Origin of the sequence: Lysobacter antibioticus, from assembly GCF_000731095.1 — a bacterium.
Taxonomy (GTDB): domain Bacteria; phylum Pseudomonadota; class Gammaproteobacteria; order Xanthomonadales; family Xanthomonadaceae; genus Lysobacter; species Lysobacter antibioticus_B.
Window position 1 is genome coordinate 43,952 of the sequence record NZ_JMTZ01000068.1, and the last position, 26,077, is coordinate 70,028.

19 protein-coding genes and 1 pseudogene are annotated in these 26,077 nt (G+C 62.6%); 14 read left to right on the top strand and 6 right to left on the bottom strand.

Features of this window, described 5'->3' with window-relative positions:
• Positions 1–108: 108 nt before the first annotated feature.
• Positions 109–1,212, bottom strand: a complete 1,104-nt coding sequence (locus tag EX88_RS0117915; RefSeq protein WP_031373366.1) for a Glu/Leu/Phe/Val dehydrogenase dimerization domain-containing protein — start codon at positions 1,210–1,212, stop codon at positions 109–111.
• A 503-nt stretch (positions 1,213–1,715) separates the two neighbouring features.
• Here EX88_RS0117915 and EX88_RS23950 point away from each other — a divergent pair.
• Entirely contained in the window at positions 1,716–3,872 is a 2,157-nt protein-coding gene (locus EX88_RS23950) for a C1 family peptidase (RefSeq protein WP_081931181.1), read from the top strand.
• A gap of 84 nt (positions 3,873–3,956) precedes the next feature.
• Here the strand turns inward: EX88_RS23950 and EX88_RS0117925 are convergent, their stop codons facing one another.
• Positions 3,957–4,274, bottom strand: a complete 318-nt coding sequence (locus EX88_RS0117925) for a YXWGXW repeat-containing protein (protein WP_031373368.1) — start codon at positions 4,272–4,274, stop codon at positions 3,957–3,959.
• 613 nt (positions 4,275–4,887) lie between these two features.
• On the opposite strand from EX88_RS0117925, the gene EX88_RS0117930 reads away from it, so the two are divergent.
• The 9 genes and pseudogenes from EX88_RS0117930 (at position 4,888) to EX88_RS26140 (ending at position 17,047) form a co-directional block, all read left to right on the top strand.
• Positions 4,888–8,388 carry a methylmalonyl-CoA mutase family protein gene (locus EX88_RS0117930; protein WP_031373369.1) on the top strand — a complete coding sequence of 1,167 codons (3,501 nt, stop codon included), beginning with the start codon at positions 4,888–4,890 and terminating at the stop codon, positions 8,386–8,388.
• Positions 8,389–9,236: 848 nt separating this feature from the next.
• Entirely contained in the window at positions 9,237–11,009 is a 1,773-nt protein-coding gene (locus EX88_RS0117935) for a proprotein convertase P-domain-containing protein (RefSeq protein WP_081931183.1), read from the top strand.
• Between the two features lie 371 nt (positions 11,010–11,380).
• Entirely contained in the window at positions 11,381–11,938 is a 558-nt protein-coding gene (locus tag EX88_RS0117940; protein WP_031373371.1) for a DUF3228 family protein, read from the top strand.
• A gap of 81 nt (positions 11,939–12,019) precedes the next feature.
• Entirely contained in the window at positions 12,020–12,412 is a 393-nt protein-coding gene (locus tag EX88_RS0117945) for a GFA family protein (protein WP_031373372.1), read from the top strand.
• Between the two features lie 214 nt (positions 12,413–12,626).
• Complete coding sequence (locus EX88_RS0117950; RefSeq protein WP_051885268.1) at positions 12,627–12,983, top strand: hypothetical protein; 357 nt, start codon at positions 12,627–12,629, stop codon at positions 12,981–12,983.
• Complete coding sequence (locus EX88_RS0117955; protein WP_031373374.1) at positions 12,980–13,792, top strand: zeta toxin family protein; 813 nt, start codon at positions 12,980–12,982, stop codon at positions 13,790–13,792. Before EX88_RS0117950 ends, EX88_RS0117955 begins: the two co-directional genes overlap by 4 nt.
• A gap of 71 nt (positions 13,793–13,863) precedes the next feature.
• A pseudogene (locus EX88_RS23955) lies at positions 13,864–14,187 on the top strand (hypothetical protein); the annotation flags it as partial.
• Positions 14,188–14,596: 409 nt separating this feature from the next.
• Positions 14,597–16,156, top strand: coding sequence for a DUF6119 family protein (locus EX88_RS25410; protein ID WP_152566340.1), 1,560 nt, complete (start codon positions 14,597–14,599; stop codon positions 16,154–16,156).
• 21 nt (positions 16,157–16,177) lie between these two features.
• A complete protein-coding gene (locus EX88_RS26140) occupies positions 16,178–17,047 on the top strand; it encodes a DUF6615 family protein (protein ID WP_152566341.1) in 870 nt (289 codons plus the stop codon).
• A gap of 103 nt (positions 17,048–17,150) precedes the next feature.
• On the opposite strand, the gene EX88_RS0117965 is transcribed toward EX88_RS26140, so the two are convergent.
• Positions 17,151–17,402, bottom strand: coding sequence for a helix-turn-helix domain-containing protein (locus EX88_RS0117965; RefSeq protein ID WP_031373376.1), 252 nt, complete (start codon positions 17,400–17,402; stop codon positions 17,151–17,153).
• A 106-nt stretch (positions 17,403–17,508) separates the two neighbouring features.
• Between EX88_RS0117965 and EX88_RS27495 the strand changes: the two genes are divergently transcribed.
• Complete coding sequence (locus EX88_RS27495) at positions 17,509–17,751, top strand: XAC0095 family protein (protein ID WP_152566342.1); 243 nt, start codon at positions 17,509–17,511, stop codon at positions 17,749–17,751.
• A 94-nt stretch (positions 17,752–17,845) separates the two neighbouring features.
• Positions 17,846–18,490 carry a nucleoside-diphosphate sugar epimerase gene (locus tag EX88_RS0117975; protein WP_031373378.1) on the top strand — a complete coding sequence of 215 codons (645 nt, stop codon included), beginning with the start codon at positions 17,846–17,848 and terminating at the stop codon, positions 18,488–18,490.
• A gap of 125 nt (positions 18,491–18,615) precedes the next feature.
• Here EX88_RS0117975 and EX88_RS24750 read toward each other — a convergent pair whose 3' ends face one another.
• The 3 genes from EX88_RS24750 to EX88_RS0117990 form a co-directional block, all read right to left on the bottom strand.
• Complete coding sequence (locus EX88_RS24750) at positions 18,616–20,418, bottom strand: peptidoglycan-binding domain-containing protein (protein ID WP_161786144.1); 1,803 nt, start codon at positions 20,416–20,418, stop codon at positions 18,616–18,618.
• Between the two features lie 55 nt (positions 20,419–20,473).
• A complete protein-coding gene (locus EX88_RS0117985) occupies positions 20,474–21,172 on the bottom strand; it encodes a hypothetical protein (protein WP_152566343.1) in 699 nt (232 codons plus the stop codon).
• Between the two features lie 76 nt (positions 21,173–21,248).
• Positions 21,249–21,923 carry a hypothetical protein gene (locus EX88_RS0117990; protein WP_152566344.1) on the bottom strand — a complete coding sequence of 225 codons (675 nt, stop codon included), beginning with the start codon at positions 21,921–21,923 and terminating at the stop codon, positions 21,249–21,251.
• Between the two features lie 195 nt (positions 21,924–22,118).
• Here EX88_RS0117990 and EX88_RS0117995 point away from each other — a divergent pair, with 195 nt between their 5' ends.
• Both EX88_RS0117995 and EX88_RS0118000 read left to right on the top strand, forming a co-directional pair.
• Entirely contained in the window at positions 22,119–22,781 is a 663-nt protein-coding gene (locus EX88_RS0117995; RefSeq protein WP_152566345.1) for a hypothetical protein, read from the top strand.
• Between the two features lie 282 nt (positions 22,782–23,063).
• Complete coding sequence (locus tag EX88_RS0118000) at positions 23,064–25,880, top strand: reprolysin-like metallopeptidase (protein ID WP_161786145.1); 2,817 nt, start codon at positions 23,064–23,066, stop codon at positions 25,878–25,880.
• Positions 25,881–26,077: the final 197 nt, after the last annotated feature.

Genomic DNA, 26,077 nt, shown 5'->3' on the forward strand with positions numbered 1-26,077 from the left:
TGCTGTGACCTGGCGACGCGCTTGCGCGCATTCAGCAAAACGCAGCAGCGGGGCGAACCCCTACCTCAGATACGACGACGGGGCCGATGGGCCCCGTCGTGGTGTGGCTCAGTGGCCGCTGCGGATGCGTCCGCGGAAGCTCGGCGTCGACCGGCCCATCGGCAGCTTGAGCTTGCCGATCGCGCTGATGCGCTCTTCGGCCAGGCGGTCGGCGGCGGTGTAGGTCGGGATGCTGTCGCGTTCGGCGATCTCGAAGATGCGGCCGAGGTTGTGATAGATCGTGCGCATCATGCGCATGGCGCGCTCGCGGTTGTAGCCGTCGAGTTCCAGCGCGACGTTCATCACGCCGCCGGCGTTCACCGCGTAGTCCGGCGCGTACAGGATGCCGCGCTTGGACACTTCGTCGCCGATGGCGTTGTTGGCCAGCTGGTTGTTGGCCGCGCCGCAGATGATCTTGGCCTTCAGGCGCGGCAAGGTCTGCTCATTGACGGTGCCGCCCAGCGCGCACGGCGAGTACACGTCGGCAGGCACGTCGTAGATCTCGTCCAGGCCCACCGCTTCGGCGCCGTACTCCGACACGGCCTTGTCGACCAGGCCCTTGTTGATGTCGGTGACGAAGATCTTCGCGCCGCGCTCCTTGAGCAGCTTCACGAATTCCATGCCGACGTGGCCGAGGCCCTGCACGGCGTAGCTGTACTTGCCGACTTCCTCGTCGCCGAAGCGCTTGTTCAACGCCGCCATCAGGCCCTGCAGGGTGCCGTAGGCGGTGAACGGCGAGGGATCGCCCGAGCCGCCGTGGACCTGGTGCACGCCGGTGACGTACTCGGTCTCGCGGTACACGTATTCCATGTCGTTGACGTCGATGCCGACGTCTTCGGCGGTGATGTAGCGGCCGCCCAGCGAGTCGACGAACTTGCCGAAGGCGCGGAACAGCGCTTCGGACTTGTCGGCGGCCGGGTCGCCGATGATCACGGCCTTGCCGCCGCCGATGTTGAGGCCGGCGACCGCGTTCTTGTAGGTCATGCCGCGGCTCAGACGCAGTACGTCGTTGAGCGCGTCCTGCTCGGTCTTGTACGGCCACATCCGCAGGCCACCCAGCGCCGGGCCGAGCACGGTGTTGTGGATCGCGATGATGGCCTTCAGGCCGGCGTCCTTGTTATGGCAGAACACGACCTGCTCGTGGCCGAAGGTGTCGAGGGTTTCGAAAATCATCGGGTGCTCCGGACCGGCGCGGCATTGCGCGAAGCGCTAAGGACGCCTGGTGGTGGTAAGTCGTTGAATGGAAATGGATTCGCCTGTACGCCGCAACCGCTGGGGCCCGCCGTAGGGGCCGTAGTCTAAAGCAATCGGGCAATACGGCTAGGTATTGCAGGGGCGGGGCAATCGTGGCTGGAACGGGCCGCGTGAGGGCCTGCGCAGACGGGTTTACGGCGGCTTTCGGCGCGTTCGGCCAGCGCATCGCACAGGCGCCGATCGCCATGGCGGCCGCGGCCGCGGCTGTCATCGGCGCGACCGACTCGCACAGCCACAATCGCTGCGCGTCGGCCGGCCCGGGCCGCGACCGAGCCCGCGGCGCGCGCTTTGCCGTTGTTGTCGTTTCGCCGCCAGTCCGCGTCGGGCGCGACCGAGCCCGCCGCGTTCGCGGCGGACCTTTGTCCGCCGCGGCGCGGCCAGGCCGTTTCCTGCATTGCGAATCGATATTTTCAGGACCCGTCATGACCATTGCCCGCAAAACCGCGCGCCGCGCACACACCGGCACCACGCTTCGCCACGAGGCCTTCGAGGAGTCCGAGCTCGAAGTCACGCCGAAGGCCGGTGCCGGGCGGGTCGAGCGCAGTGCGGCGCGGCGCCGCTTACTCGATGCGCGTCCGGACACCGCCGATTTTCGCGACCGCATGTTCGAGCCGACCCTGATCGACGTGCCGGTGCGCATTCCGCTGTCGGAGCACCTGAAACTGCGTCTGCCGGTGCTCGACCAGGGCGATGAAGGCGCTTGCACCGCGTTCGGCCTGGCCGCCGTCGCCCACGCCCTGCTGCGCAAGCGTGCGCCGCGCGCCAAGCTGGCCGCGGTCAGCACCCGCATGTTCTACGACATGGCGCGCCGTTACGACGAATGGCGCGGCGAAAGCTATTCCGGTTCCAGTTGCCGCGGCGCCATGAAGGGCTGGCACCACCACGGCGTGTGCACGGAAAAGGCCTGGCCCTACCAGTCCGGCACGGCGATGGAGACCTACACCGAAGCGCGCGCCCGCGATGCCGCGCAGCGCCCGCTCGGCGCCTATTTCCGGGTCAACCACAAAGACCTGGTGGCGATGCACGCGGCCTTCGCCGAAGTCGGCGTGCTGTACGCATCGAGCGCGGTGCACGAAGGTTGGGACGACCCGGCGCGCGGCCGCATCGTCTGGGCGCAGCAGGAACTCGCCGGCTATCACGCCTTCGCCATCGTCGGTTACGACGAAGGCGGTTTCTGGATCCAGAACTCCTGGGGCAAGGACTGGGGCCGCGGCGGCTACGGCTATATCGGTTACGACGAATGGCTGGAGCGCGGCACCGACGTGTGGGTCGCGCGGCTGGCGGTGCCGGTGCGGCTGCACAGGGCGCAGTCTAGCGCGATCAATCATTCCAGCGTCGCCCGCCAGTCGACCGGCTATTCGCAGGCCGATCTGCGCCCGCACATCGTCAGCCTCGGCAACGACGGCGCCTTGCGCGACGGCGGCCGTTTCGGCACCACCCTCGACAACGTGCGCAACCTGATCCGCGACGACCTGCCGCGCATCACCGCCGGCTGGAACAAAAAGCGCGTCATGCTGTATGCCCACGGCGGCCTGGTGCCGGAGCAGAGCGCGATCCAGCGCGTCGCCGATTACCGCGAAACCTTGCTCGACCGGCAGGTCTATCCGCTCGCCTTCGTCTGGAAGAGCGACGTTTGGAGCACCCTGGGCAACATCCTGCGCGACGTCGCCCGGCCGCGCAGCGAGGGCATCGTCGACAAGGCCAAGGACCTGCTGCTCGACCGTCTCGACGACACGCTCGAACCGCTGGCGCGCGTCGCCGGCGGCAAGCTGCTGTGGGACGAGATGAAGGAAAACGCCTTGCTTGCCACCACCGCACGCGTGGCGCTGGCCAACGGCGGCGCCCAGGAAGCCGGCGGCGCGGCTTTGGTCGCGCGCCTGCTCGGCGAATGGATCGACCACGATCCCAGTGTGGAGTTGCACCTGACCGCGCACAGCGCCGGCTCGGTGTTGTTCGCGCCGCTGGTGCAGTTGCTGACCTGCGACGGCATCGTGCCGGGCGGCCCCGCGGTCGGCATGCGCGGCCTCGGCCTGAAGATCGAAAGCGTAGCCTTGTGGGCGCCGGCGATCACGGTCGAACTGTTCTTGCAGACCTATGCCCCGGCCTTGCGCAGCGGCGCGATCAAGCGTCTGTCCTTGTTCACCCTGACCGACAAGGCCGAGAACGACGACGACTGCGCCGGCATCTACCACAAGTCCTTGCTGTATCTGGTCGCGCATGCGCTGGAAACCCAGGCGCGCAGTTGGATCAACCGCGCCTACCGCCACGGCACGCCCTTGCTCGGCATGGCGCGGTTCCTGGAAAAAGGCGGCGAGCAGGGCAATGCCGAACTGCGCGAACTGATCGACAGCGGCCGCATCGAATGGATCCAGTCGCCGACCGCGGGCCTGCCGCCGGGCTCGCCCGATGCTTCGACTGCGACCTCGCATGGCGGCTTCGAAGACGACCGCGCGACCCTGGCCGCGACGCTCGCGCGTGCCCTCGGCCATGCCACCACCACCGCCAGTTTCGACCTGCACCGGTCCGATGCCGGCAATGCCGACCGCCGCAACGCCATCGCGCGCGCGGTCAAGTCTTGAAACATCGAAGGCGCTGCGAAGGAATGCGGCGACAGCGGAAGGTGTGACGCGTCCAATATCGCGACGCGTCACACCCGGCGGGCGTCAACGATGGACCCAGTAGCCGTCGCGGAAACGCCAGGTCGGCCCATAGGGATGCCAGCGCGGCGCCACGTAGACATAACCGCGGCGCGCCACGACATAGTGACCGCCGACCCAGCGATAACCGCGGCCGTCCCAGCGCCAATGCCCCGGCGCCCACACATAACCCGGACGCACCCGCACCCGCTCATAGCGCGGCGGAGGCGGCGCCACCCGCACGTTCACATCCACATACGCACGCGCCTGCGCTTGCGGCGCATGCACGCCTGCGAGCGACGCCACCGCGAACACCGCCGCCACCATCAAAGGACGCATAGCCATACCGTTCTCCTCGAACCCGGCGGCCACCCGCCGGTACCGAGGACAACGCGGTTGCCGTGACGCCTGTTGACCTCGCAGCGCAAGACGTTCAGACACGCGTTGGCTTAAGGGTAGGAGCGGCGTCCTACTGTATTTCCTTCGGTCACGAGCGGCGCCCGCGTACCTGCACGATCGCGTCGCCACGGCCTGCAACCGGATGGCGTTTCGCGGCCTCCGCAACGACTGTGCCAGCCTTCATCTTCGCGCCGCTATCGGGCAACCCCGCGGTCGCGGCTCGCGCCGCTCCTACTCCAAAAGCCGGCGGACCGGGGTAGGAGCGGCGCGAGCCGCGACCGCGCACGAACACCCTCGCGCGGTCACCGCCTGCAACCAAATGACCTTTCGCGTCGCCCGCGACGACTGTGCCAGCCTTCATCTTCGCGCCGCTATCGGGCAACCCCGCGGTCGCGGCTTGTGACCGAAGGAAATCCAGTAGGACGCCGCTCCTACCCCAAAGCACCCTGTCCAAACCCGCTCGCGAGCCCACCGTTCGCCCCCGCACGGCCGGCCGCCAGACCGAAACTGCCGCCCGGAGCTACAATACGCACAGCCCGTACTGCGTACCGAGATGCCCATGAGCACGACCGCCGCCAACATTCCTGCCGCACAGCCCGACGCCACGCCGCTGCGTTTCGTCACCGCTGCCAGCCTGTTCGACGGCCACGACGCCGCGATCAACATCATGCGTCGCCTGATCCAGGGGCAGGGCGCCGAAGTCGTCCACCTCGGCCACAACCGCTCGGTCGAGGACGTGGTCCGCGCCGCGCTGCAGGAAGATGCCGACGGCATCGCCCTGTCCAGCTACCAGGGCGGCCACGTCGAGTACTTCAAGTACATGGTCGACATGCTCAAGGAGCGTGGCGCCGGTCACATCCGCGTGTTCGGCGGCGGTGGCGGCACCATCACCCCGGAAGAAATCCGCGAGCTCCAGGCCTACGGCGTCGAGCGCATCTACCACCCCAACGACGGCATGCACATGGGTCTGGTGGCGATGATCGAAGACGTCATCCGCCGCGCCAGCGAAGGCCGCATCGCCGACACCACGCCGGACAAGCCGGCCGCCATCGACGACGAGATCACCATCGGCAAGATGCTCTCGGCGATCGAAGAGGGCCTGCTCGACGAAACCCAGCTCGCCCACCTGCGCAAGCAGTGGCAGCTCGCCGGCGGCAAGACCCCGGTGGTCGGCATCACCGGCACCGGCGGTGCCGGCAAGTCCTCGGTCACCGACGAACTGCTCAACCGCTTCCTGGCGAATTTCCCCGACATGCGCATGGCGGTGATCTCGGTCGACCCGACCCGCCGCCGCACCGGCGGCGCGCTGCTCGGCGACCGCATCCGCATGAACTCGCTGCGCAGCCCGCGCGTGTACATGCGCTCGATGGCCACCCGCCGCCAGCATTCGGCCACCAACACCGTGCTCAAGGACTGCATCGGCTTCCTGCGCGGCCTGGGCTACGACCTGGTCATCGTCGAAACCGCCGGCATCGGCCAGTCCGATTCGGAGATCGTCGATCTGGTCGACTTCCCGATGTACGTCATGACCAGCGACTTCGGCGCACCGAGCCAGCTCGAGAAGATCGACATGCTCGACTTCGCCGAACTGGTCGTGCTGAACAAGTTCGACAAGCGCGGCGCCGAAGACGCGCTGCGCGACGTGCGCAAGCAGTGGAAGCGCAACCGCGTCGCCTTCCAGACCAAGGACGAGGACGTCCCGGTCTACCCGACCATCGCCAGCCAGTTCAACGACCCCGGCATCAGCTGGATGTTCGTCAACCTGTGCCGCCTGCTGCGCGAGAAGCTGTCGCTGCCGGCCGAGAAGTGGACCCCGGACGTCGACACCTCGCTCAAGGAACCGCGCGCCACCGTGCTGATCCCCGGCAGCCGCGTGCGTTATCTCGCCGAGATCGCCGAACAGGGCCGCGGCATCAACCGTCAGATCGAAACCCAGGCCGACGTCGCCGACCGCGCACAGTCGTATTGGCAATCCCTGCACGACCTCGACGACCCGGAGTTGCCGAAGCAGCTCGACCTCTATGCGGCTGAAGCCCTGCTGGCGGCTCCCGGGGTAGGAGCGGCGCAAGCCGCGACCCAAGACGCGACGCCGCCGGCAAAGGCCGTCGACCGCACCCTCGTCACCCTGCGCCAGCGCTACAACGACGCCGTCCAGTCCCTCAGCTCCGAGGCATTGAAGCTGCTGCGCGACTGGCCCGCGCGCCTGAAGTCGATCACCGACGACGTCAACGAGTACAAGGTCCGCGACAAGGTCATCCGGGTCGAGAACTACCGCGACTCGCTGAGCCACCAGAAAATCCCGAAGATCGCCGCGCCGACCTACAAGAGCTGGGGCGAGCTGCTGACCTTCCTGCAGAAGGAAAACCTGCCGGGCTATTACCCCTACACCGGCGGCGTGTATCCGTACCGCCGCACCGGCGAAGACCCGATCCGCATGTTCGCCGGCGAAGGCACGCCCGAGCGCACCAACCGCCGCTTCCATTACCTCAGCGTCGGCCAGCCGGCCGCGCGCCTGTCGACCGCGTTCGACAGCGTCACCCTGTACGGCGAAGACCCGGCGGTGCGTCCGGACATCTTCGGCAAGATCGGCAACTCCGGCGTCAACATCGCGTCCTTGGACGACATGAAGAAGCTGTACTCCGGCTTCGACCTGTGCGCGCCGACCACCTCGGTGTCGATGACCATCAACGGCCCGGCGCCGGTGCTGCTGGCGATGTTCATGAACACCGCCATCGACCAGCAGGTCGAGAAATACCTGCGCGAGGACGGCGCCCGCTGGGACGCCGCCCACGACAAGATCGAAGCGATGTTCGCCGGGCGCAAGCGCCCGCAGTACAGCGGCCTGCTGCCCGAGACCAACGACGGCCTCGGCCTGGGCCTGCTCGGCGTCACCGGCGACCAGGTCGTCGACGCCGAGACCTACGAAGCCATCAAGACCCGCACCCTCGCCAGCGTGCGCGGCACCGTGCAGGCCGACATCCTCAAGGAAGACCAGGCCCAGAACACCTGCATCTTCAGCACCGAGTTCGCCCTGCGCATGATGGGCGACATCCAGCAGTACTTCGTCGACAAGAACGTCCGCAACTTCTACTCGGTGTCGATCAGCGGCTACCACATCGCCGAAGCCGGCGCGAACCCGATCAGCCAGCTCGCCTTCACCCTGAGCAACGGCTTCACCATCGTCGAGTACTACCTCGCGCGCGGTATGAAGATCGACGACTTCGCGCCCAACCTGTCGTTCTTCTTCAGCAACGGCATGGACCCGGAGTACACCGTCATCGGCCGCGTCGCCCGCCGCATCTGGGCGCGCGCCATGCGCGAGCGCTACGGCGCCGACCCGCGCAGCCAGATGATGAAGTACCACATCCAGACCAGCGGCCGCTCCCTGCACGCGCAGGAGATCCAGTTCAACGACATCCGCACCACCTTGCAGGCCCTGTACGCGCTGTTCGACAACTGCAACAGCCTGCACACCAACGCCTACGACGAAGCCATCACCACCCCGACCGAAGAAAGCGTGCGCCGCGCGGTCGCGATCCAGATGATCATCAACAAGGAGCTGGGCCTCAACTTCAACGAGAACCCCTGGCAGGGCAGCTTCGCCGTCGATTACCTCACCGACATCGTCGAAGAGGCCGTGTACAAGGAGTTCGAAGCCATCAGCGAGCGCGGCGGCGTGCTCGGTGCCATGGACACCATGTACCAGCGCGGCAAGATCCAGGAAGAGAGCCTGTACTACGAGCACAAGAAGCACGACGGCAGCCTGCCGCTGGTCGGCGTCAACACCTTCCTGCCGAAGGACCACGGCGGCGACATCGTCACCGAGATCGAACTGATCCGTTCGACCGAAGGCGAGAAGGGCCAACAGATCGACAACGTGTTGTCGTACCAGCAGGGCCGCAACGCCTACGCCAGCGAAGGCCTGCGCAGCCTGCAGGCCGCCGCGCGCGACCGCAAGAACGTGTTTGCCAGCCTGATGGAAGCGGTGAAGACCCACAGCCTCGGCCAGATCAGCCACGCCCTGTACGACGTGGGCGGCGAATACCGTCGCAACATGTAAGCGCGGCGCATCGTCGAACCCGAACAGGCCCGCCGATGCGGGCCTGTTTTTTGGCTGTTCGATTCGATTGCGAGGGGCTGCGTGGAGTGGCTGCTGCGATAGAAGCCAGATCAAATCCCCCGGCGCAGCTGCATCCACCTCAAACACGCCACGCCGGCACCCGCCCCCTTTTTCAAAGGGGGCGATGGTTCTGCCCGGATCTTTTCAAAGGGAATGAGCTTGCCCGGGTCTTCTAAAAGAGGGCGAGTTTGCCCGGGTCTTTTCAAAGGGCACGAGTTTGCCCGGGTCTTTTTAAAGGGGACGAGTTCTGCCGATAGTTGCCGTCGCCCCAAGCTTTCCCCCCTTTGAAAAAGGGGGGTAGGGGGGATTTGCCTTTAGGATTTGCCTTTACCAGAGCATGCAACAACTTCCAACTGCCACCGCCGAAGCCGCTGCCGTAGCCACCCGCCGCAGTTTCTTCCTTTGCGAGCGCCGCTTTTACCCGTCCAGGCAATAGTTAGCTTCAGCAGAAAAACAAAACACCCGCTCGCCGCACTCTCCACCCATCCAAACGCCGCGCATCGCTCCCAATACAGCGTCAGCCCAATCCGCGACGCATATCACGCCAACCCCACAACGCAGGCTGGCAAACAACGGCCCGCACGAAAGCCAAAAGCAGCGCCGCCCGCAAACTATCGCTCAGACCGTGCGGCAGGCCCGTTCACGCATCTAAAACCATGCCGGCTTTCTCATTAGGCCGATAGGCGTTCTGCCAAGATCGCCGCGCGTCAAGGTATCGCCGCGCGTTACGTCGCCGGCCGCCATCACGGCTCGGTCATCTTTCACCCTCATCTTTCAGGAGTGGCCTCATGGCTATCCCCCTGCAGCGGCTGCGCGCGTTCGCTCGGCATGCCTGCGTCATTGCTGTGCTGGCGTTGGCGACGACGACCGGCGCTCATGCACAGACCAAAGCTTCTTCGGCAACCAGCACCTTCGGCGATTTCAGCCTCGGCATCGACCCCGGCAACGTGGCCACCAGCCGCGAAAGCTCGGTCTTCGCCTATGTCGTCGTGACCAGCATCGACCGCTTCAGCCGGCCCGCCACGCTCAGCGCATCGGGCTTGCCCGCGGGCGTCACCGCCAGCTTCTCGCCGGCCACGATCAGCCCGCCGCCGAGCGGCAATGCGCGCTCCAAGCTCACCCTGGCGATCGGCGCCGGCGTGCCGGCCGGCACCTATCCCATCACCGTCAGCGGCAAGTACGACAAGCTCGTGCGCAGCACCACCGCAAACCTCACGGTCACCACCGATGCCGGCTTCAAGCTGAGCATCGCCGGCACCCAGCACATCACCTACCTTGGCCGCAGCAGCCAATTGCCTGTCACCGTCACCGGCAATGCCTTCAACGACCCTGTGACCCTGGGCGTGACCGGCTTGCCCGCGGGCGTGACCGCCAGCTTCGGCCTCAACCCGGTCAGCCCGGGCGCCAAGGCGGCGGTGAACTCGACCCTGACCTTCAAGGCCTCCGCGCAAGCGGTGCAGGGCAAGTACCCGATCGCCGTCACCGGCACCTCGGGCGCGATCACCCGCAGCCTGCCGCTGGACCTCTATGTCAACCCGGCGCCCGATTTCACCATGTGGACGATCGGCCGCAGCCGCGCCCTCGTCGCGGTGACCCAACAGGCCGGCATCAGCGGCTGGCTGGAGATCAACGCGCGCCCGCTGCACGGTTGGAACCAAGCCATCGCCTTCTCGATGGAAGGCCTGCCGCCGGGCGTCAGCGCCAGCTTCAGCCCAGCGGTCGTCAACCCTTACGGCCCCACCAGCATCGCCTTCAACGCCTCCGCCGATGCGCCGGCCGGGACTTACGAAGCGACCGTGGTCGGCACCGCCGCATCGGCGACCCACCGCTTGCCGGTGCAACTGACGGTGCTGCCGTACATCGATCCCAACCGCCTGGCCAACGACCTCACGCGTGTCGGCCTGACCCTGAAAGCGGGCGAGTCGCTGTTGTTCAACATCATGAAGCCCGAAGGCAGCGCGCCCGACTTCTACCTCAACACCCAGTTCGGCCCCGGCACCGGCGCCGGCACGCTGTACGTGCGCGAAGGCGCGCCGCCGACCGATACCGAATACCACTGTCGGACCAGCGGCGTCTGGAGCACCTTCTGCCGAGTCGACCGCGACCCGCACGCCGACTTCCCGCTCACTTACTTCCTGCGCCTGAAAGCCCGCACCGACATGACCGGCGCCAGCGTCATGGCCACCTACGGCGACGGCTACGACGCCCGCCCGCGTGCGCTGTTCGCCAACCCGGCCGACTACCTCATCAACGACAACAGCGTCGTCGACAGCCCGCTCACCGTCGCCGGCTTGAACGGCAACGGCGGCATCGCGCGCATCGTCTACCGCCTCAGCCACCCGCACCGCACCGACCTTAAAGTCGAACTGATCGCGCCCGACGGCCAGGCCTATCTGCTGCGCGACCACAGCAACGGCCCGATCAGCCCCAGCCCGGAACAGACCCTCGACCTCACCGGCAAAGTGGCCAACGGCGTCTGGAAGCTGCGCGTCACCGACGACGTCCCCGGTGGCTCGGGCACCTTGCTGCATTGGACCCTGGACTTCTTCCGCAGGAACTGAAGTCGCCAACCCGCCAAGCCCACGCATCGAACCCCTCTCCCGCTTGGTGGAGAGGGGCAGGGGTGAGGGAAGCCGCCTGCGTGACAACGCGCCTCGACTGCTAGGCGTAGCCCCATCAAGCCCACGCATTGAACCCCTCTCCCGCTCGCGGGAGAGGGGCAGGGGTGAGGGCAGCCGCCTGCGCGACAGTGCACCTCGACCGCTAGGCGTAGCCCCATCAAGCCCACGCTATGAACCCCTCTCCCGCTTGCGGGAGAGGGGCAGGGGTGAGGGCGCAGCAGATCGCCGCGCCAGCACGCCGCACGGCACGGCCGCACCACGCGGCCCGCCATCGCCATGCCCCGAAGCCCCGGCTGCTCGATAATGCGGCCATGACCATCATCCTCACCGACTTCGCCCGCGCCCGCCTGTTCCCGCGCGAGCCGCGCCGCAACACCATCCAGGACATCACCCCCGAACAGTTCGAGCGCCACCTCAACGACGCGCCGCCGCTGCAGGTGCTCGACGGCTACGCCCCGTTCTGCAAACTGCACGTGCACCGCAATTGGACCAGCACCCGCTGCCTCGCGGTGCCGATCACCGAGGCCAACCGCCAGCTGCTGCGTTCGGACTACGACGCCCGCACCAAGGACGAACTGCCGGTGCTGGTGCGCTGGTTCGAAGGCCTCGACCCGCCGGTGGCCGAATACCTCATCGTCATCCTCTACAGCCGCGAACAACTGGCCAAGGAAGGCACCGTCACCGATGCCGACTGGGGTGTGGTCGGCTGCATGTACACCGCCGAACCCGTCGAAACCCCGATGGCCCCGATCACCATGATGCGCAACGCCCTGGGCGTGGAAGAGGGCGGCTCCGGCGTGCCGCTGGACCGCGAGGCTTACCGCCGCAGCGTCGCGTTCTGGAGCACGCACGCCAACTGGCGCGGCTAAGGCACTTCCCGCGGCCAGCGGTTGCAGCGCCGCAGCGTTCGTCGTAAACAAGGCGTCGGTCGACTTCGAACGAGGTGCCCCATGGATCGATACACCGGCGGCTGCTGGTGCGGCAACGTCCGCATCGTGGCCACGGGCCGCCCCTACCGGGTCGGCCTGTGCCACTGCCTCGATTGCCGCAAACACCACGGCGCCCTGTTCCACGCCTCGGCGATCTTTCCCGAAGAAGCAGTGATCGTCGAAGGCGAAACCCGCGATTACAGAGGCCGGCACTTCTGCCCGCACTGCGGCTCGCCCGTGTTCGGCCGCAGCGGCGACGAAGTCGAAGTGAACCTGGGCGCATTGGACGCCCCCGACCAATTCCAACCGACGTATGAGCTGTGGACCGTGCGCCGCGAATCCTGGCTGCCGCCGTTTCCGCTGCTGCGGCATTACGAACGCAATCGCGAAGGCCTGACCCGCTTCGAGGAATAAGTGCGGGAGGTCGGTTGGTACATTAGTCGCGCACGGCGAACGTCGCACACAGACTCGAATCGACATAACCGCAACCCGTGGTTGCGCATAACCTGCATTCGGCAAAAATAATCGAGAAATCTGCGGCGATAACCGCACGCGGGGCTTGCAACCAAGCCCCGGAATAGGGGACTTTTATCCGGCCCCAATGCCCCACTCAGGAAGAGGACGCCGCATGTGGATATTCAAGGCCAAGCTGACGCCCCCGGAAGTCCCGCTCAGGTTGCGCGAATTGCTCAAGGACTACCCGGGGCATGTCGAAAACTTACAAACAGTTTTGAATGAATTCGCAGCGCCGACGCCCCGAGTGCAGCCGTTGGACGAGGCCATCTGGGCACTTCAGAACCGGCTCGACTGTTTCCTTCAAGAGGCCGTTCGACAGCTTGAAGCCGCGCGGGCCGACGGAAACCCCGTGTTGTTCGACGCGGCCGAACGCGCAAGATCGACGATGGGCCGCGCGCTCTTGAGCTTCGACAGCGATCCTGACGGGCTTGGGCGTTACTTCAAGCTGCACAAGAAGGCATTCGAATGACCTCCCAAGAGCGCGCGTTGGACATAAGGATCGGCGAGATGATTTTCTGGGATCGGATCGTTCCCGATAGCGGCATGGAGCAGGCCGCATCCCACTCCCAACCCAAGGCGATCTTCTTGGTGGGCCAGCCGGGCGCAGGGAAAAGCGCCCTGATAGGCATGGCGAAAGCAGACCTGGGCCATGATCCGATCATGATCGACCCGGACAGGCTCCGCAGCTATTGGCCGGATGTGCGTGAACTGCGCAATGCGAGCCCATACACCTGGCCTCTCGATACCGACCATGATGTCGGTCTATGGGCCGCCGCCTTGCAAGAGGTGGCGGTTCGAGGCCGTAAAAACATCATCATCGATACCACGTTGAGCGACGCGGAAAGCCTGCTCGGCCAGATACGGTTCCTGCAGGTCGAGAGCTATGAAGTTCAAGTCCGAGTGGTGGCCGTGCATAGATTGGAGAGCGAACTCGCCGTCGATGCGCGCTTCCTGAGTGGCTTCCTCAGGGACGGTCACGGTCTTTATCACCAAGAAACCTTTCGTAAGCAGTGCTACGAGAACATGCCAAGCAACTTGGACCGTGTGCGCGGTCAATCAGAAATCCCGATCCGCATCTTCAATTGCGATGGCCTGGAGATCTATGACGGCCGCATCAACCCAGCGCCGCCCGGAGCGGTGCTCGAGCAAGCCCGCGAGGCCCGGCTTGCCGATCCAAAAGTCACCAAGGCAGTGCATAGGGGGTTGAAAAAGCAATCGGCCCTGCATCGCGACCTTCCCAAGATACTCGCTCGCATGACCGAGCCGCCGATGCCATGAGGTGGAAGTTTTGATGTCGGATTGATTCCTTTCGAGGTTCTGTTCAGATTGCTTGAACTTGGGATCAACAAAGCGAGCGCATGACCGCCAGTGCCCTGGCCCTGGCGGTGGAGAAAAAGTTCGACCCCAAGGACGACATCCGCCTGGTCTTCAACCCACCCACCGCGAACCTGGCCCCGGGCGAGATGGTGCACGTCTACCGCGTCGGCCACGCCAACCCCGACCCCGCCGCACACCTTGCCAGTATGAAGACCGCCGACGCCCTGTCGACCCGGTGGAAGACCGCTACAAGCAAGTGGAAACGACGCGGTTGGCGCAGAGCGAGCAGACGCAGCGAGAGCAGTGGGAGCAGGCGCGGAGTCAGTGGGTTACAGGGCAGGGTGGGCCTAGAATGATGGCGTGATGAGGTGTTGTTTGCTCAGCTGCTTAGGCAGCTAGATAGGCCGTCGAGCTCAGATTACGGGAAAGGTAACAACGGCGAATTGCCCGCGCTCCCGCTGAGATCGAGGCATTGTCCCAGGAGCACATCCGCAGTTGCCGTAGTGTCGTCGACGTGCAGGCGCTAGAGGTCAATTCAATCGAAGGCCGCATGAGTGACCGGAAAAACGTGTGTTCTTCGTTAATGGATCCTGTAAGGACAGATTAATTGAGGCAACATACTCATGTGCCAGAGGGTGTTGATAAAAAGCGCAGGCATAATGCGCGATAAATTTCTCGGGGTGTCCCTGTTCAGGTCAGCCAAAGGCTCGCTCTTAGCGAGCTTTTTTGTGCCCGTAGTTTACTGGGGTGGGTAAGGGGAGGAGCATGAAGCGTCCGCTTTCGCTGAATGTATATCTTCTTGAGAAGGGGGTAGTCCCGTTCAAAGAGATAGATCTGGCAGGCTTCAGGCCTTTGTTTCGAGTGCCGGTTGGCCGTAATAATTACTCGGATCTATATTACAAAATGAGCGGTGCTGAGCCTGATTGGCTTAAGTCGCTAAAGTTTGCGGCGGGGTATTTAGGAGATGCCGGGCAATCTTCGTCGCCGCAAGCATTGTTATTTTTTCGTAAAAAGCAGCGTTGGTTCGTAATTACTTTTGGTCACGCGTGGCAAAAAGTCGCTAATGCGAAGGTTGTGCCGGATTTTGGAACAAGATGTGTTCTTAATATAGCTGAGCAGAATTCATTAGTCTCTATTCGACGTGACAGAATTGCGGACTCATCCATCCAGGCAATAGAGCAAATACCAGACACTGACGATATTAGTCGCTTTGGACTTGACGTTGAGCAGGACATGCTGCGTGGAGTCAAGGCTAAGGTTGATGGGTCTTACAAGTTCGGCAATACAGTCGTAGGAGGCGATTCTTTCAAAGGGACGATAGATCTCGCCGACGACGACATTGCCTCTTTTTGCAGGCGAATTCTCCGTCAGCATGGGATGGATGCAGTTTCGAAAAATTTTAGTTGGTTTGGGAAGATAAAGCCGGTTTTGGACGGTGGTGTAATTGCGGGGTTGGAGAAAAGATTGGTTCGTGCGCTTTCGTTGCGAGTTAAATCGATTACCTTATCAATTCCTGACTTCTTGGCTTGGGATGAGTACGATATTTTTTCGTACGCTAAAGCGGGGCGGAAGCATATGCCGGTATCAGAGCCGTTGGATCCAATAGACTGGCGCAATGCACATGTACATGGAAGCGTTACAAAGGCAGTGCTTGATGCTGCTTTTGTTTATGCTTATAAAACTGGGAATAATCATCTCATTACAAAGTGGCCACTCAGAAGGTGCATAAATGCAACTATAAAATTTGGATCCGGCAAATACATTACTCAGAATGGGAAGTGGTACAAAGTAGATTCAAATTTTGTTGAAGAAGTCGCAAGGGCTGTTGCCGACATCGATGTGGATAATATCGCTTTCCCAAGGCTTAAGTCCGGTGAGAGTGAGAGGGGGTATAATGAGCGAATGGGCAGGGATTTCGCTTCAAGATATTTCTATCTGGATAGGAAGCTGCTACATGTTACGGGGCGCAGCTCTATCGAGGTTTGCGATTTGCTGCGATTCGATGGGGCAATGGTCTGTGTTAAATCTTGGGGCGGAAAATCGCAACACCTTAGTCATTTATTTCAGCAGGCAGTCGTTGCTGGGCAGCTAGTGGCATCTCATCCGCCTTTTGTTGCTGCTGTGGGTGATATTGTCGACCGACCAGGTTTTAATGCGGTGTGGTTTCGCGAAAGTGCGAAACGGTCGGATGCGACAATCGTGCTGGCGACCATGAGAGGGGTCGCAAAAGAAAAGTTGCCTTTCTTTGCTCAGGTTGGTCTCGTTATGTGCGTCAGGAATCTTAAGCAAATGCGCTACTCCGTCAAATATGCGGCCATAAAATAATATGATTTGGTGGAGGGTGGAGTGCACTACACTTTAACGCCTGAGCAGCTAGCTCTCTTAGATGCTTCTCGTACTGTTTGGGCGAGACGTGCAGCAGTCAAGCGGCATCGCTTGCCATTTGGTGAGGAGTCAATTACTGAGACAATTCTTGGGGATCTGGCTAATAACTATCCAGGTGATTTGTCGATAATTGCCTTTAACAAGCGTGAAGAGGGAAGAGTTGGTGCAGACTGGGCTTGGGCGTTTATTAGTGCCGATGGTAAGTACTCAATTCCTATGCTTGTTCAGGCCAAGTTGCTCGATCTATCTGATGTGAATTATCCAGAGATCAGCCGAGCAATTGGCAGACGAAAGCCCGCTGTTCGGCAGATAGATCGACTAATAGCCTCGGCGGAAGAGCTTGGTTGGCCGGCGTTATATGCTTTTTATAACCATCTCGATGATCCGAGCCGTATCCCCTATAAATGTAGGTCTTTAGCTATGCAAGGCACTCAGATGCCCGAGTCATGGGGAATATCGATTGCGCACGCTGAGTCAGTGCGGGCTGCGCTCGATGACCAATCCTTTGATACACATAGAATGCATTCGATCGCTTTGCACTGTTTGCTATGTTCGCGTGGGTTGGGAATACGGCCCGCTTTCGGATCTCCAGAACTACTTTTAAATGGATTGGTACGGTTGCGAGACTTGGCGGAAGATAATGAAATAGGGATTAGTTCTATTTCATTGCTGCCGGACACGCTGTTCACTGAGTTGCCGCATATGTTTCGTGTTGCGCGAGATATGGCATCTGCTCAAAGCTTTTTTGAATACGAAACCTTGAGAGATGAGGTTGCGCAGCGGTATCCAGATATAGCCGGTGTCGTCATTTTTAGAGATGGAGTCGAATAGTGCTGGCTGGAAACCGAAAGATATTAGGATCAAAGTTATTCGAAGTCGCTTACTCGCTAGAACGACTAGAGAAGCGTCACATTAGGCTTCGTTTGGCCGTTTTCTAAGAGATCAAAACATTCGCCTCAAAGCGTTTTACGAATGTCGTCAGAGTTACGCCGCATATAGCGCAGTACTCTCGAAGCTGTATCAGATCTATCCTTTGGGTTCCGCCCTCGATCTTGCTTACATAGGACTGCGGCTTGCCCAGCGCCTCGGCGCAGGCTGCTTGGGTAAGGCCGGCTGCATTGCGCATTTCGCGGATGAGTTGGGAGAGAACCTCGTTCTCTTTCGTGTAGAGCGTGCTGCTTGGCATGGGTGCGGTTTCCGAAGGCCCGCACGAATGCTGTATCCTCTTTAAGAATATTCAAAAATAGAATAAAATCCTCTCGTCATGGATCAATGACCTTCGGGAGATGCTCATGCGAAACGGAAGCCGCGCCCCTATTACCAAGCCTCACGACTACCTGCTGCCCGCTACCGCCCAGCAGGTCCTAGCCCAGACTCGCGACCAGCTCCGCTTGCTGGCCCAGCTCACCGAGCCACAAGGCGAGGGTGGCCCCGACGTGATCTACCTCTCCGCACAGGCGCTTGCCGACTGCTTCGATCGCTTGGCCGACGATTTGGACCGAGTAGCCGAGGCTGTCAGCCCATCCGTGCCGTAGTACGTTCCATCCTGAGTGAGTGCAGTAGTCCGTCGCTCTGGACGGCCAAGCCGATACCCGATCAGAATCCCAACTCGCTCGATGGGAGTTCGTCATGCCAAGCCGCACCGTCATCGTCGCAGGCGTAACCGGTCTAGTAGGCAGGGAGATTCTGGCCGGGCTGCTGGCCGACCCGAGCGTCGCCCTGGTCCACAGCCTCGGCCGCAGAATGCCGGCGGAGCAACATCCCAAACTAATGGCGCACGTCGTCGACTTCGCTGCCCTGCCTGATCTGCCACGCTCGGACGAGGTGTATCTGGCGTTGGGCACGACGATCAAGGTCGCCGGCAGCCAGGCGGCGTTTCGTGCCGTCGATTACGACGCCAACCTGACGGTGGCGACGGCGGCCTTAGCCGCGGGCGCCAAGCGGGTCGGGCTGGTCAGCGCGATGGGCGCCGATGCCAAGTCGAAGGTCTTCTACAGCCGGGTAAAAGGCGAACTGGAGGACGCCTTGGCGTCGATGCCGTTCGAGGGCATGGTCTTCGCCCGTCCATCATTGTTGGTCGGAGACCGTGAGGTGCTCGGGCAGCCGACCCGGCAGGGCGAGGTACTGGGCTCCGCGCTCGGCAAGGTAGTGGGGTTCCTGATCCCGGCGAACTACAAACCCATCGACGCGTCGGCGGTGGCCTCGGCTCTGCTCTCAGCGGTGCCGTCGGCCCAAGGCCGGACGGTCTTGCTGTCCGGTGCGATGCGGCGCTAGGTGCGTCCGCGGCCCTGAGTTGCCGTGGATGGAGGGCCGATTCGGCCTCCTTGTCATGGCAATCAAAGTGGTCGCTCGCCTGGGACGACCCGTTGCGGGGGCTTTAGGTGGACTCGGATACGGCCTTACTGTCTTGGGCCGCGGCTCGGGTCTTCCTGCGAACGTTGGGCTAGGTTTTGCGCGTGTTGTTGGTCGCGCTCTTGATTGAAGGATTGGTTCGCACGCAAGGTGTCCTGCATCGGCGGTGCCGGTTCGGATGTGGACACACCCGCGTGGAATCCCGGTACGACACCCGCGACCCACAGGGTTCCATCTACAACCCCGATGCGGCCGATGCGACCAGCATCGGGAATGCCGTTCTGCTTGGCTTGGAGCATCGCTTGCGCCACTTTCTCGTCAGCCACCTGCGCAGGCACGTTCTGTCGGATCTTGTCGAACATGGCCTGATCCTCGGGCGCTAGCCGTGAGGGTGTCAGTGCGGGGTCGATGCGTGCTGGCGATGAAACCGGGCTGATCGGGGCCGGGGCTTGCGAGGCTGGGGCTGGGGAAAGGGGGGCTGCATGGGGTGCGTGGCTCGCCTCGTAGCGATCGGCAGCCGACTCGGGATCGATCCGCCTGCCAAGATTGACGTTGGCGGCGAAGTCGCGGGCGGGGCGGTCGGAGACCTGGTCCGCCGCTCGTTGGACGATGGCCAGCCCGGCCTGGGTGCTGATCGCTGCGAGCGTCTGCCGATCTGCGACTCCGTTGACCTGCTCAGTGCCATGCCAAAGTTGAAAGGCCTGTACTGCTCGCTGAGTGGCCGGGCCAAAAACGCCATCCGCGGTGATCGGCTGTTTGATCCGGTCGTTGATTCCGAGCTGGATCAGATTCTCCTGCAACTTTGCGACTTCCTGACCTTGCTCGCCGACTTTCAAGCTGCCGTCGGCCATCGCATCGCGTGGTTGGCGAGTGCTGGCTGCGGAAGTAGGGGACTGTAAGTACGACGGCAAGCCTTGGTCGTTCGGCTGCATCCAATCGCTGCGATAGCCGGGTGGTTGAAAGCGCTCGGCGACCTGCTGGAAGTCCGGTGTCGCTGAGAGTACCGCGGCGTGCGTTCGCAATGTCGTTAGCGTCGCAATGTCGGCTGTGCCGGTAGCTGGGAGGTTGTTGCGCTCCTGGAACAGGGAAACAGCTTCTCGCGTGCTCTTCCCATAGTCTCCGTCGGCTTGCAGCGCTCTGCCGTTGGCATCGACCGCGCCGACCAGCTTCAGATTTTCCTGTAACGCTTTTACGGAAAGATTGGCTTCGCCCGGGCGTAGCTCATTCTCGACAGGTAGTTGGTAGGGAATGCCTTTGAACCGTTCCTCGATGATCAGCAGTTGGTCGAGTCCGTCGCGATTGAGTGCTATATCGTTGTAATAGTCGTAGCTGCTGGTCCCGTAGTCGTCCGTCGCGGCCTGCTTGCCCTGGACGACTTTAACGGCCCCACCATATCCGGCGATATGCCGCGCTTTCAGGAAACCCGCGATGTGCTCCTCGGAGTCACCCTCAACCAGCACTCCCTGTCTCATGGCGGTGCGATAAGCGGCGTCGCTGTTGCGTTTGAACGCTTGATCCTGCAAGTCGGCGGAGGCCTTGTACTGGTCGAGGCTCAAACCGTCTTTCCAGTTGGAAGCATCTTCCAGGAAGCGGGTCATGCCTCCCGACTCGGCCCAGGTCCACTCTCTGCGATACCCCGACATCGCCGCTCTGACCTTATCCGCGTCGACGTAGCCCGCATCGGCCAGCCAGGTAGCGCCCGCCTGATATCGTCCGACGTAACCCGCACCGTTGATGATGCTCAGGTCGCCGCCATTGCTCTCGGTCAAGACGGTTGAAGCCACCAGTCTCCGAGTGGAATAGTCGCTTAACCCTTCGATATTGCCCTGAGCATACTGATTGGCCGTCAATACGGCTCGTTCTTGCCTACGCGTCCCTGCCATGTTCCTGCTCCTTGATGGTTGATCACTGGTGCTGCTTGCACTTCAGTTGGGCCATGACCTCGCTCGGTCGGGTCCGTGTCAGGTCGAATACGGTGAAGCCCGCGGTGTATTTGCCGCCGTCTTGCTGACTCGCCTGCACATAAATCTTTTCCCGCCCCGCGATTGAGACAGCGAAGAACGCGCCATTTCCTGCGCCCTCTTCAGCCTCTCCCGGGGCGCATTCATCGGCGATCGTGGAGACTTCAGCCGTAGCGCCGAACTGTTTCTTGAGGACGTCGAGGTAATCGTCCGAATAGAAGGGCTTGCTGATCGAGATGGACTCGACGGCAGCCTGCGACCCGTTGATGGATAGGGTCGACTCGCCTTCGTTTCTTTTCGTTGTCGCGTAATCCGGTCCAGGCCTGCCGTTCGGCACCTCTTTGACCGAGAACCCGAGCAGTAAAATTTTCCCGTGCTGTGAGTAGCGGCCGGGGACGTACTCTTTCGGCGACGGGTCGATCCATTTGATTTGGGGCAGGGCGCTATACGCTGTCCAATCGCGGCCTTGTTCGCTCACGAATAGCTCGGCGCTGGCGAGCATGTCGCTGGACTGGGTAGGTGCGACACGTTCGGTGCCAGGCTTTGAGCTGGCCGGACTTTCAACCGCGGCGGTTCCTTTCTGGCAGCCTGCTAAGCTCAGTATCGCAATGGCGGCTGCTGCGGTTAGGTGATTGAGATTCACGTCATCTCTCTTGGTTGGGATGGGCCTTTCGATGAAGCTCGGACGAACGCGGTTCGGGCCGAAAGCCGAAAATAGATCAGTCCTCAATAATCATCTCGATCGTGACGGCATACACGCAGGCAGCCTCATTGTCTTCGGGCTTGGGCCGGTAGGTGTAGTCCACCAACAGCGATTGTCTGCCTTTCCAGTACTGCCAAGCTTGCGGCCTGTTATGCGGCCCCGGGAACTCGCTGTACTGGTAGCCCATGGTTTTCAGCTTGTCGTGCAGACCATTCAGGGCCAATACGCATGGCCTGCGCTGCTGCGGGTCGTAGCGCTTTTCATCGGGCAAGTGGATACCAACTCGCTTGTCATCGCTAGCGTACTGACTGAAATCGAACGAATAAGCCGAGCCGGAGTCCAGGCTTCCCTGCGTCGACCAGGTGCCGTCGACTTCGTTAGCGCTCAATGCAAAATGCGTCAGCGTTTCGACCCGTGCTTTGCTCAGGTCGCTCGTGCCTTGAATGCCATGGATCAGGGCGAATAACTTTTCTTCAAACTCTTTCTTGCTCAGCTTTGGCGCTGAGGCCGGCGCATTGGGTGTGTCTTTCACAGGCTGAGCCTTGGGGCTGGAAAGCGATGCAGGCCCATTGGTCTGCGACGCGGACGCGGAAACCTCCGCTGGAGAACCGCAGGCGACGAGGCCCAAGCACAAGATCGCGCAGCCGAGTGTGCGTGTGTCGAACTGGACTTTGGGGATGAGTCGGGCCATGGATTGGGTCCGCAAAGATGCGGCTAGGGTCATGGAACTGGCGCCGGGTTGCAAGAGCAACTGGGAGTTGCGCATTTGCAGGCCGAAGTGTGTTCTTGCGTGCGAAACCGCACATTACGGGTGCGCAATCGTTGCGCCGTCGGTGCATGGCCGTACTCTAAGCGGTAGCCAACCTGCTAAGACAAGGATGTTCATATGTTCAGTGAGATATCGAAGGCGCTCGGGTCTCCATGGCCGATTCCGATGGTCCTCGTGGTTATTGCGGCGCCACTGGCGAAAGGCCTGTTCGGATTGCATCGGTCCCGGGCGCAGGACCGGAAGGATTTTCTGGAATTGTGGGCCAAGGCCGACACAGCCGACGACCTCTGGCTTCAAGTCGCAGTCCGGCACGTTTATGGCGAGAACTTGCCGGTGCCGTTGATTCGTCAATTGCTGCTTCATCCGCAAGCTGCACGCGCACTGGTCGATCTCGCTTTTGTATGGCCACTTCTGGACATGGACGAGGTAAGTGGCGAGATTAGGTGGCGAAAACCGAGGCATTTTTCCTCATCGGCGCGCCGCATAGAACGCGCAGTCGATTTTGTCGCTTATGGCGTCTTCGGTCTTTGTATGTTTGGTTATGCGTTCATGGGGCATGTCAGTGGAAAGTCATTGCTCGGATTTTTCTGCTGGATATTGGCCTTACAGTCAGCGTTCTTCGCCTTTACGTCGCTGAGATCGGCAGAGCAAATGAGCGACACCTTGGAGGCTGTGCCGCGCTGGACCGCAAAGTTGAGATGGAAGCCGGTGTCCGAGTACAAAAGCACCGCGGCTTCGTCGCCGCGTTCGCGGAAGTCCGAAGCCAGGCGGAAGCGTTGATGTATCGCACGATCGCTGGCTGTGCGGTACTTGCGCTAACGATCGTTGCTGCATTGCAAAACGCCGGGATTCGCCAGGGGCGCTAGACGAGCGGCCGGACCATCCCTGGCGTCGAAATAGGTCGGTATCCGACCGCTGGTCACCTGAACAGGGTCGCGTGAGCACTCCGCGTCTCATCTCTGTCCGACGCCGCGCTGCGCTCGCGTTGTCCCCCATGCCAGCGCAGTGCTCGGACTGCCCCCGAGGCCGCGCTGGCATTCCCCTATGACCAGGACCTGTGTCATGACTACCCATTCGACGTTCCGGCGCGGCCCCAAGCGGTGGGCCGCGGTTTCTCTGATCGCGTTGGGTTTGGCTGCGCTCGCTTTCGCGAGCCGGATCTCGGCGCCTTCGTTCGTGGACACGCATCAGGACGCCGCCGCGAGCGGCTCGCAAGGCGCCGCGGGTGCGGCTTTCGCGCCGAATCCGCTGGCCGCGGCGGCCATGCTGGTAAACGGTGGGGCTTCGCCCGATGGCATGTGGCAAACCTTGCCGGCGGTGCAGTTGCCCGAGCGCTTTCCGGCGCCGACCGGCTATGTGCCGCTGACCCTCGACGCGATGATGCTCGAAGCGCGCTTGCGCGACACGCCGCGCGAAACCTTCGGGCCGATTCCGCCGCAGACGCAGATCTATCTGCCGCGCGCCAGCGGCGGTTTCGTGCAGATTGCGCTGGCGCAAAGCCAGTTGCTGGGGCCGAACCTGGCGGGGCAGTTCCCGCAGATCAAGACCTACGTGTTCGAGGACGAGCGCGAAGGCTTCACCGGCCATATCACCGTCGGCACGCGCGGTGTGTTCATCTCGGGCCAGACCGACGACGGTATCCTGCGTATCGAGCCGGTCGAAACCGCCAACGGGCGCGTCTACCTGAGTTATCGCGACCAGGACCGCACCGACGGCGCCAACGATTTCCACCTGGGCGACGACGATCACCATCACGAGCCGCCGGTGCCGCGCTTCTCGGCTGCGCTGGTGTCGCAGATCAAGGCGAATGAGAAGGTCGATGCGGGCACGCAGTTGCGGATTTATCGGCTGGCGGCGTCGACCACCGGCGAGTTCTACCAGGCGCGCGATGCGGGCGGTGGCCTGGCCGATGTGTGGTCGTCGATCGTCGCCGATCTGGCCGGTGCCAATGCGGTGTTGGAGCCCGAGGTCAGCGTGCGTCTGGTGATCGCCGATGCCAGCGACGATGTGATCTATAGCGACCCGGACACCGACCCCTTCGACAACACCCAAAGCCCCTGCACCTTGCGCGATGCCAATCGCGACAACAACAAGGTGGTGTTGGACGATGCGGACTACGACCTGGGCTTCCTGTTCGCCACGCGCGCGGGCAACGGCGCCAGCGGTTGCGCCTGGTACGTCGTCTGCCAGACCACCAACGACACCTTGCACAAGGGCCGCGGGGCGGGGCAGATGGGCAACAACGGCGCCAACAGCGCCAGCGGCTTGCTCGCGCACGAAGTCGGCCATCAGCTCGGCGCGCGCCACACCTTCACCGGCGCGGGCGGCAGCTGCACCTTGAACGAGTTCCTCGCCGGCGACAGCGAAAGCGGCTACGAGCCGGGCAGCGGCACCACCCGCATGTCGTACAACGGCAACTGCGATTCGGACGACGTCGACACCTCGGTGATCGGTGCCGGCTCGTACTTCCACTCGCGCAGTTTCGACGAAATCGTCACCAATGTGTTCGTCGGCGTCGGTTCCACCTGCGGCACCTTGGTCAACACCGGCAACTCGGCGCCCAACGTGAATGCCGGCGGGGACTACACGATTCCGCGGCAGACGCCGTTCGAACTCAGCGGCTCGGCGACGGACGCCGATGCCTTGACCTACAACTGGGAGCAATACGACCGCGCGGTAACCCAGCGGCCGATCAACACCGACCCCGGCGACGGCCCGTTGGTCCGCTCGCTGCCCCCGGGCGCGTCCAGCTCGCGCATCATCCCGAACCTGCAGGACCTGCTCGACGGCGTGACCCGCGCCGGCGAAATCCTGCCGCAGGTCGATCGCGAAATGAACTTCCGCCTGATCGCGCGCGACAACCGCATGGGCGGCGGTGGCGTGGCCTACGACGGCATGCACATCCAGGTGGTGGGCGATCCGTTCTTCATCACTTCGCCCAACAGCGGCAGCCTGGGCGCCGGCTGCACCGTGCCCCTGACCTGGGAGGTCGGCGGCGGCTCGATCGCACCGCAGGTCAGCGCCTTGTTCTCCAGCGACGGCGGGCAGAACTTCGCCAGCACTCTGATCGGTTCCACCGCCAACGACGGTGCGAGCTCGTTCGTCGTGCCCTGCGCATCGGGTTCGGACAACCGCATCAAGCTGCAGTCGGTCGGCAACATCTTCTTCGACATCAACGACCAGGACCTGGGCGTCAGCAACACCGCGCCGAGCGTCGCGGTCAACACGGCCGGCGGCGCGGTGGACGACCAATGCCAGTTCACCGTGCAGTTCACCGCCCAGGCCACCGATACCTGCGGCGTGCTGGCCGGCGATGTCGATGTGGACCTGATCAAGGGCGCGAACAACTTCACCCTGGGCACGCCGACGATCAACATCCAGCAGATCACGTCTACGCAGGTCGGCGTCAGCGGCAGCGTGGTGGTATCCGATCTGACCGGCTCGCCCGCGCAGCTCACCGTCAGCGTGACCGCACAGGACGGTTGTGGCCTGTCGACCAACGACACCGCGTTGGCGCAGATTGTCGACGACAGCCCGCCGACGATCGACGTCAGTCTCGACCCCAACCAGCTGTGGCCGCCGAACCACAAGATGGTGCCGATCTGGGCCACCGTGGTCGCCACCGACAACTGCCCGGGCGTGAGCTACGTCCTGACCAGCGTGACCAGCGACGAGCCCGACAACGGCGATGCCGACGGCAACACCGTCAACGATATCCAGAACGCCGCCATCGGCACCCCCGACCTGCAGTTCGACCTGCGCAGCGAGCGGGCCGGCAACGGCGACGGCCGCGTGTACACCGCGACCTACACCGCCCAGGACGGTTCGGGCAACGACGTGGGCGACTCGGCTACGGTCGAAGTGCCGAAGAACAAATAGAGCCGTTTGCGTAACGAAAAACGCCGCCTTCGAGGCGGCGTTTTTCTGTGGAGTTCACAGTCAGGGAAAGTTTCGTTTCTCGCTCGATGCCTCCCCTGTAGGAGCGACGTAAGTCGCGACCGTGAAGGTGTGGCCTCGCGTCGAATCCCCAAGCAACCGAGGTTGCAAAGGGTAGGAGCGGCGTCCTACTGGATTTC

What these genes read in the sequence shown, in the direction of transcription:
- EX88_RS0117945 (WP_031373372.1), top strand. Translation starts at nt 12,020, where the DNA reads ATGGATCGATACACCGGCGGCTGCTGGTGCGGCAACGTCCGCATCGTG.
- EX88_RS0117990 (WP_152566344.1), bottom strand. Translation starts at nt 21,923, where the DNA reads ATGGCCCGACTCATCCCCAAAGTCCAGTTCGACACACGCACACTCGGC.
- EX88_RS0117930 (WP_031373369.1), top strand. Translation starts at nt 4,888, where the DNA reads ATGAGCACGACCGCCGCCAACATTCCTGCCGCACAGCCCGACGCCACG.
- EX88_RS27495 (WP_152566342.1), top strand. Translation starts at nt 17,509, where the DNA reads ATGCGAAACGGAAGCCGCGCCCCTATTACCAAGCCTCACGACTACCTG.
- EX88_RS0117925 (WP_031373368.1), bottom strand. Translation starts at nt 4,274, where the DNA reads ATGGCTATGCGTCCTTTGATGGTGGCGGCGGTGTTCGCGGTGGCGTCG.
- EX88_RS25410 (WP_152566340.1), top strand. Translation starts at nt 14,597, where the DNA reads ATGAAGCGTCCGCTTTCGCTGAATGTATATCTTCTTGAGAAGGGGGTA.
- EX88_RS0117965 (WP_031373376.1), bottom strand. Translation starts at nt 17,402, where the DNA reads ATGCCAAGCAGCACGCTCTACACGAAAGAGAACGAGGTTCTCTCCCAA.
- EX88_RS0118000 (WP_161786145.1), top strand. Translation starts at nt 23,064, where the DNA reads ATGACTACCCATTCGACGTTCCGGCGCGGCCCCAAGCGGTGGGCCGCG.
- EX88_RS0117950 (WP_051885268.1), top strand. Translation starts at nt 12,627, where the DNA reads ATGTGGATATTCAAGGCCAAGCTGACGCCCCCGGAAGTCCCGCTCAGG.
- EX88_RS0117975 (WP_031373378.1), top strand. Translation starts at nt 17,846, where the DNA reads ATGCCAAGCCGCACCGTCATCGTCGCAGGCGTAACCGGTCTAGTAGGC.
- EX88_RS0117940 (WP_031373371.1), top strand. Translation starts at nt 11,381, where the DNA reads ATGACCATCATCCTCACCGACTTCGCCCGCGCCCGCCTGTTCCCGCGC.
- EX88_RS0117915 (WP_031373366.1), bottom strand. Translation starts at nt 1,212, where the DNA reads ATGATTTTCGAAACCCTCGACACCTTCGGCCACGAGCAGGTCGTGTTC.
- EX88_RS23950 (WP_081931181.1), top strand. Translation starts at nt 1,716, where the DNA reads ATGACCATTGCCCGCAAAACCGCGCGCCGCGCACACACCGGCACCACG.
- EX88_RS0117955 (WP_031373374.1), top strand. Translation starts at nt 12,980, where the DNA reads ATGACCTCCCAAGAGCGCGCGTTGGACATAAGGATCGGCGAGATGATT.
- EX88_RS0117995 (WP_152566345.1), top strand. Translation starts at nt 22,119, where the DNA reads ATGTTCAGTGAGATATCGAAGGCGCTCGGGTCTCCATGGCCGATTCCG.
- EX88_RS0117935 (WP_081931183.1), top strand. Translation starts at nt 9,237, where the DNA reads ATGGCTATCCCCCTGCAGCGGCTGCGCGCGTTCGCTCGGCATGCCTGC.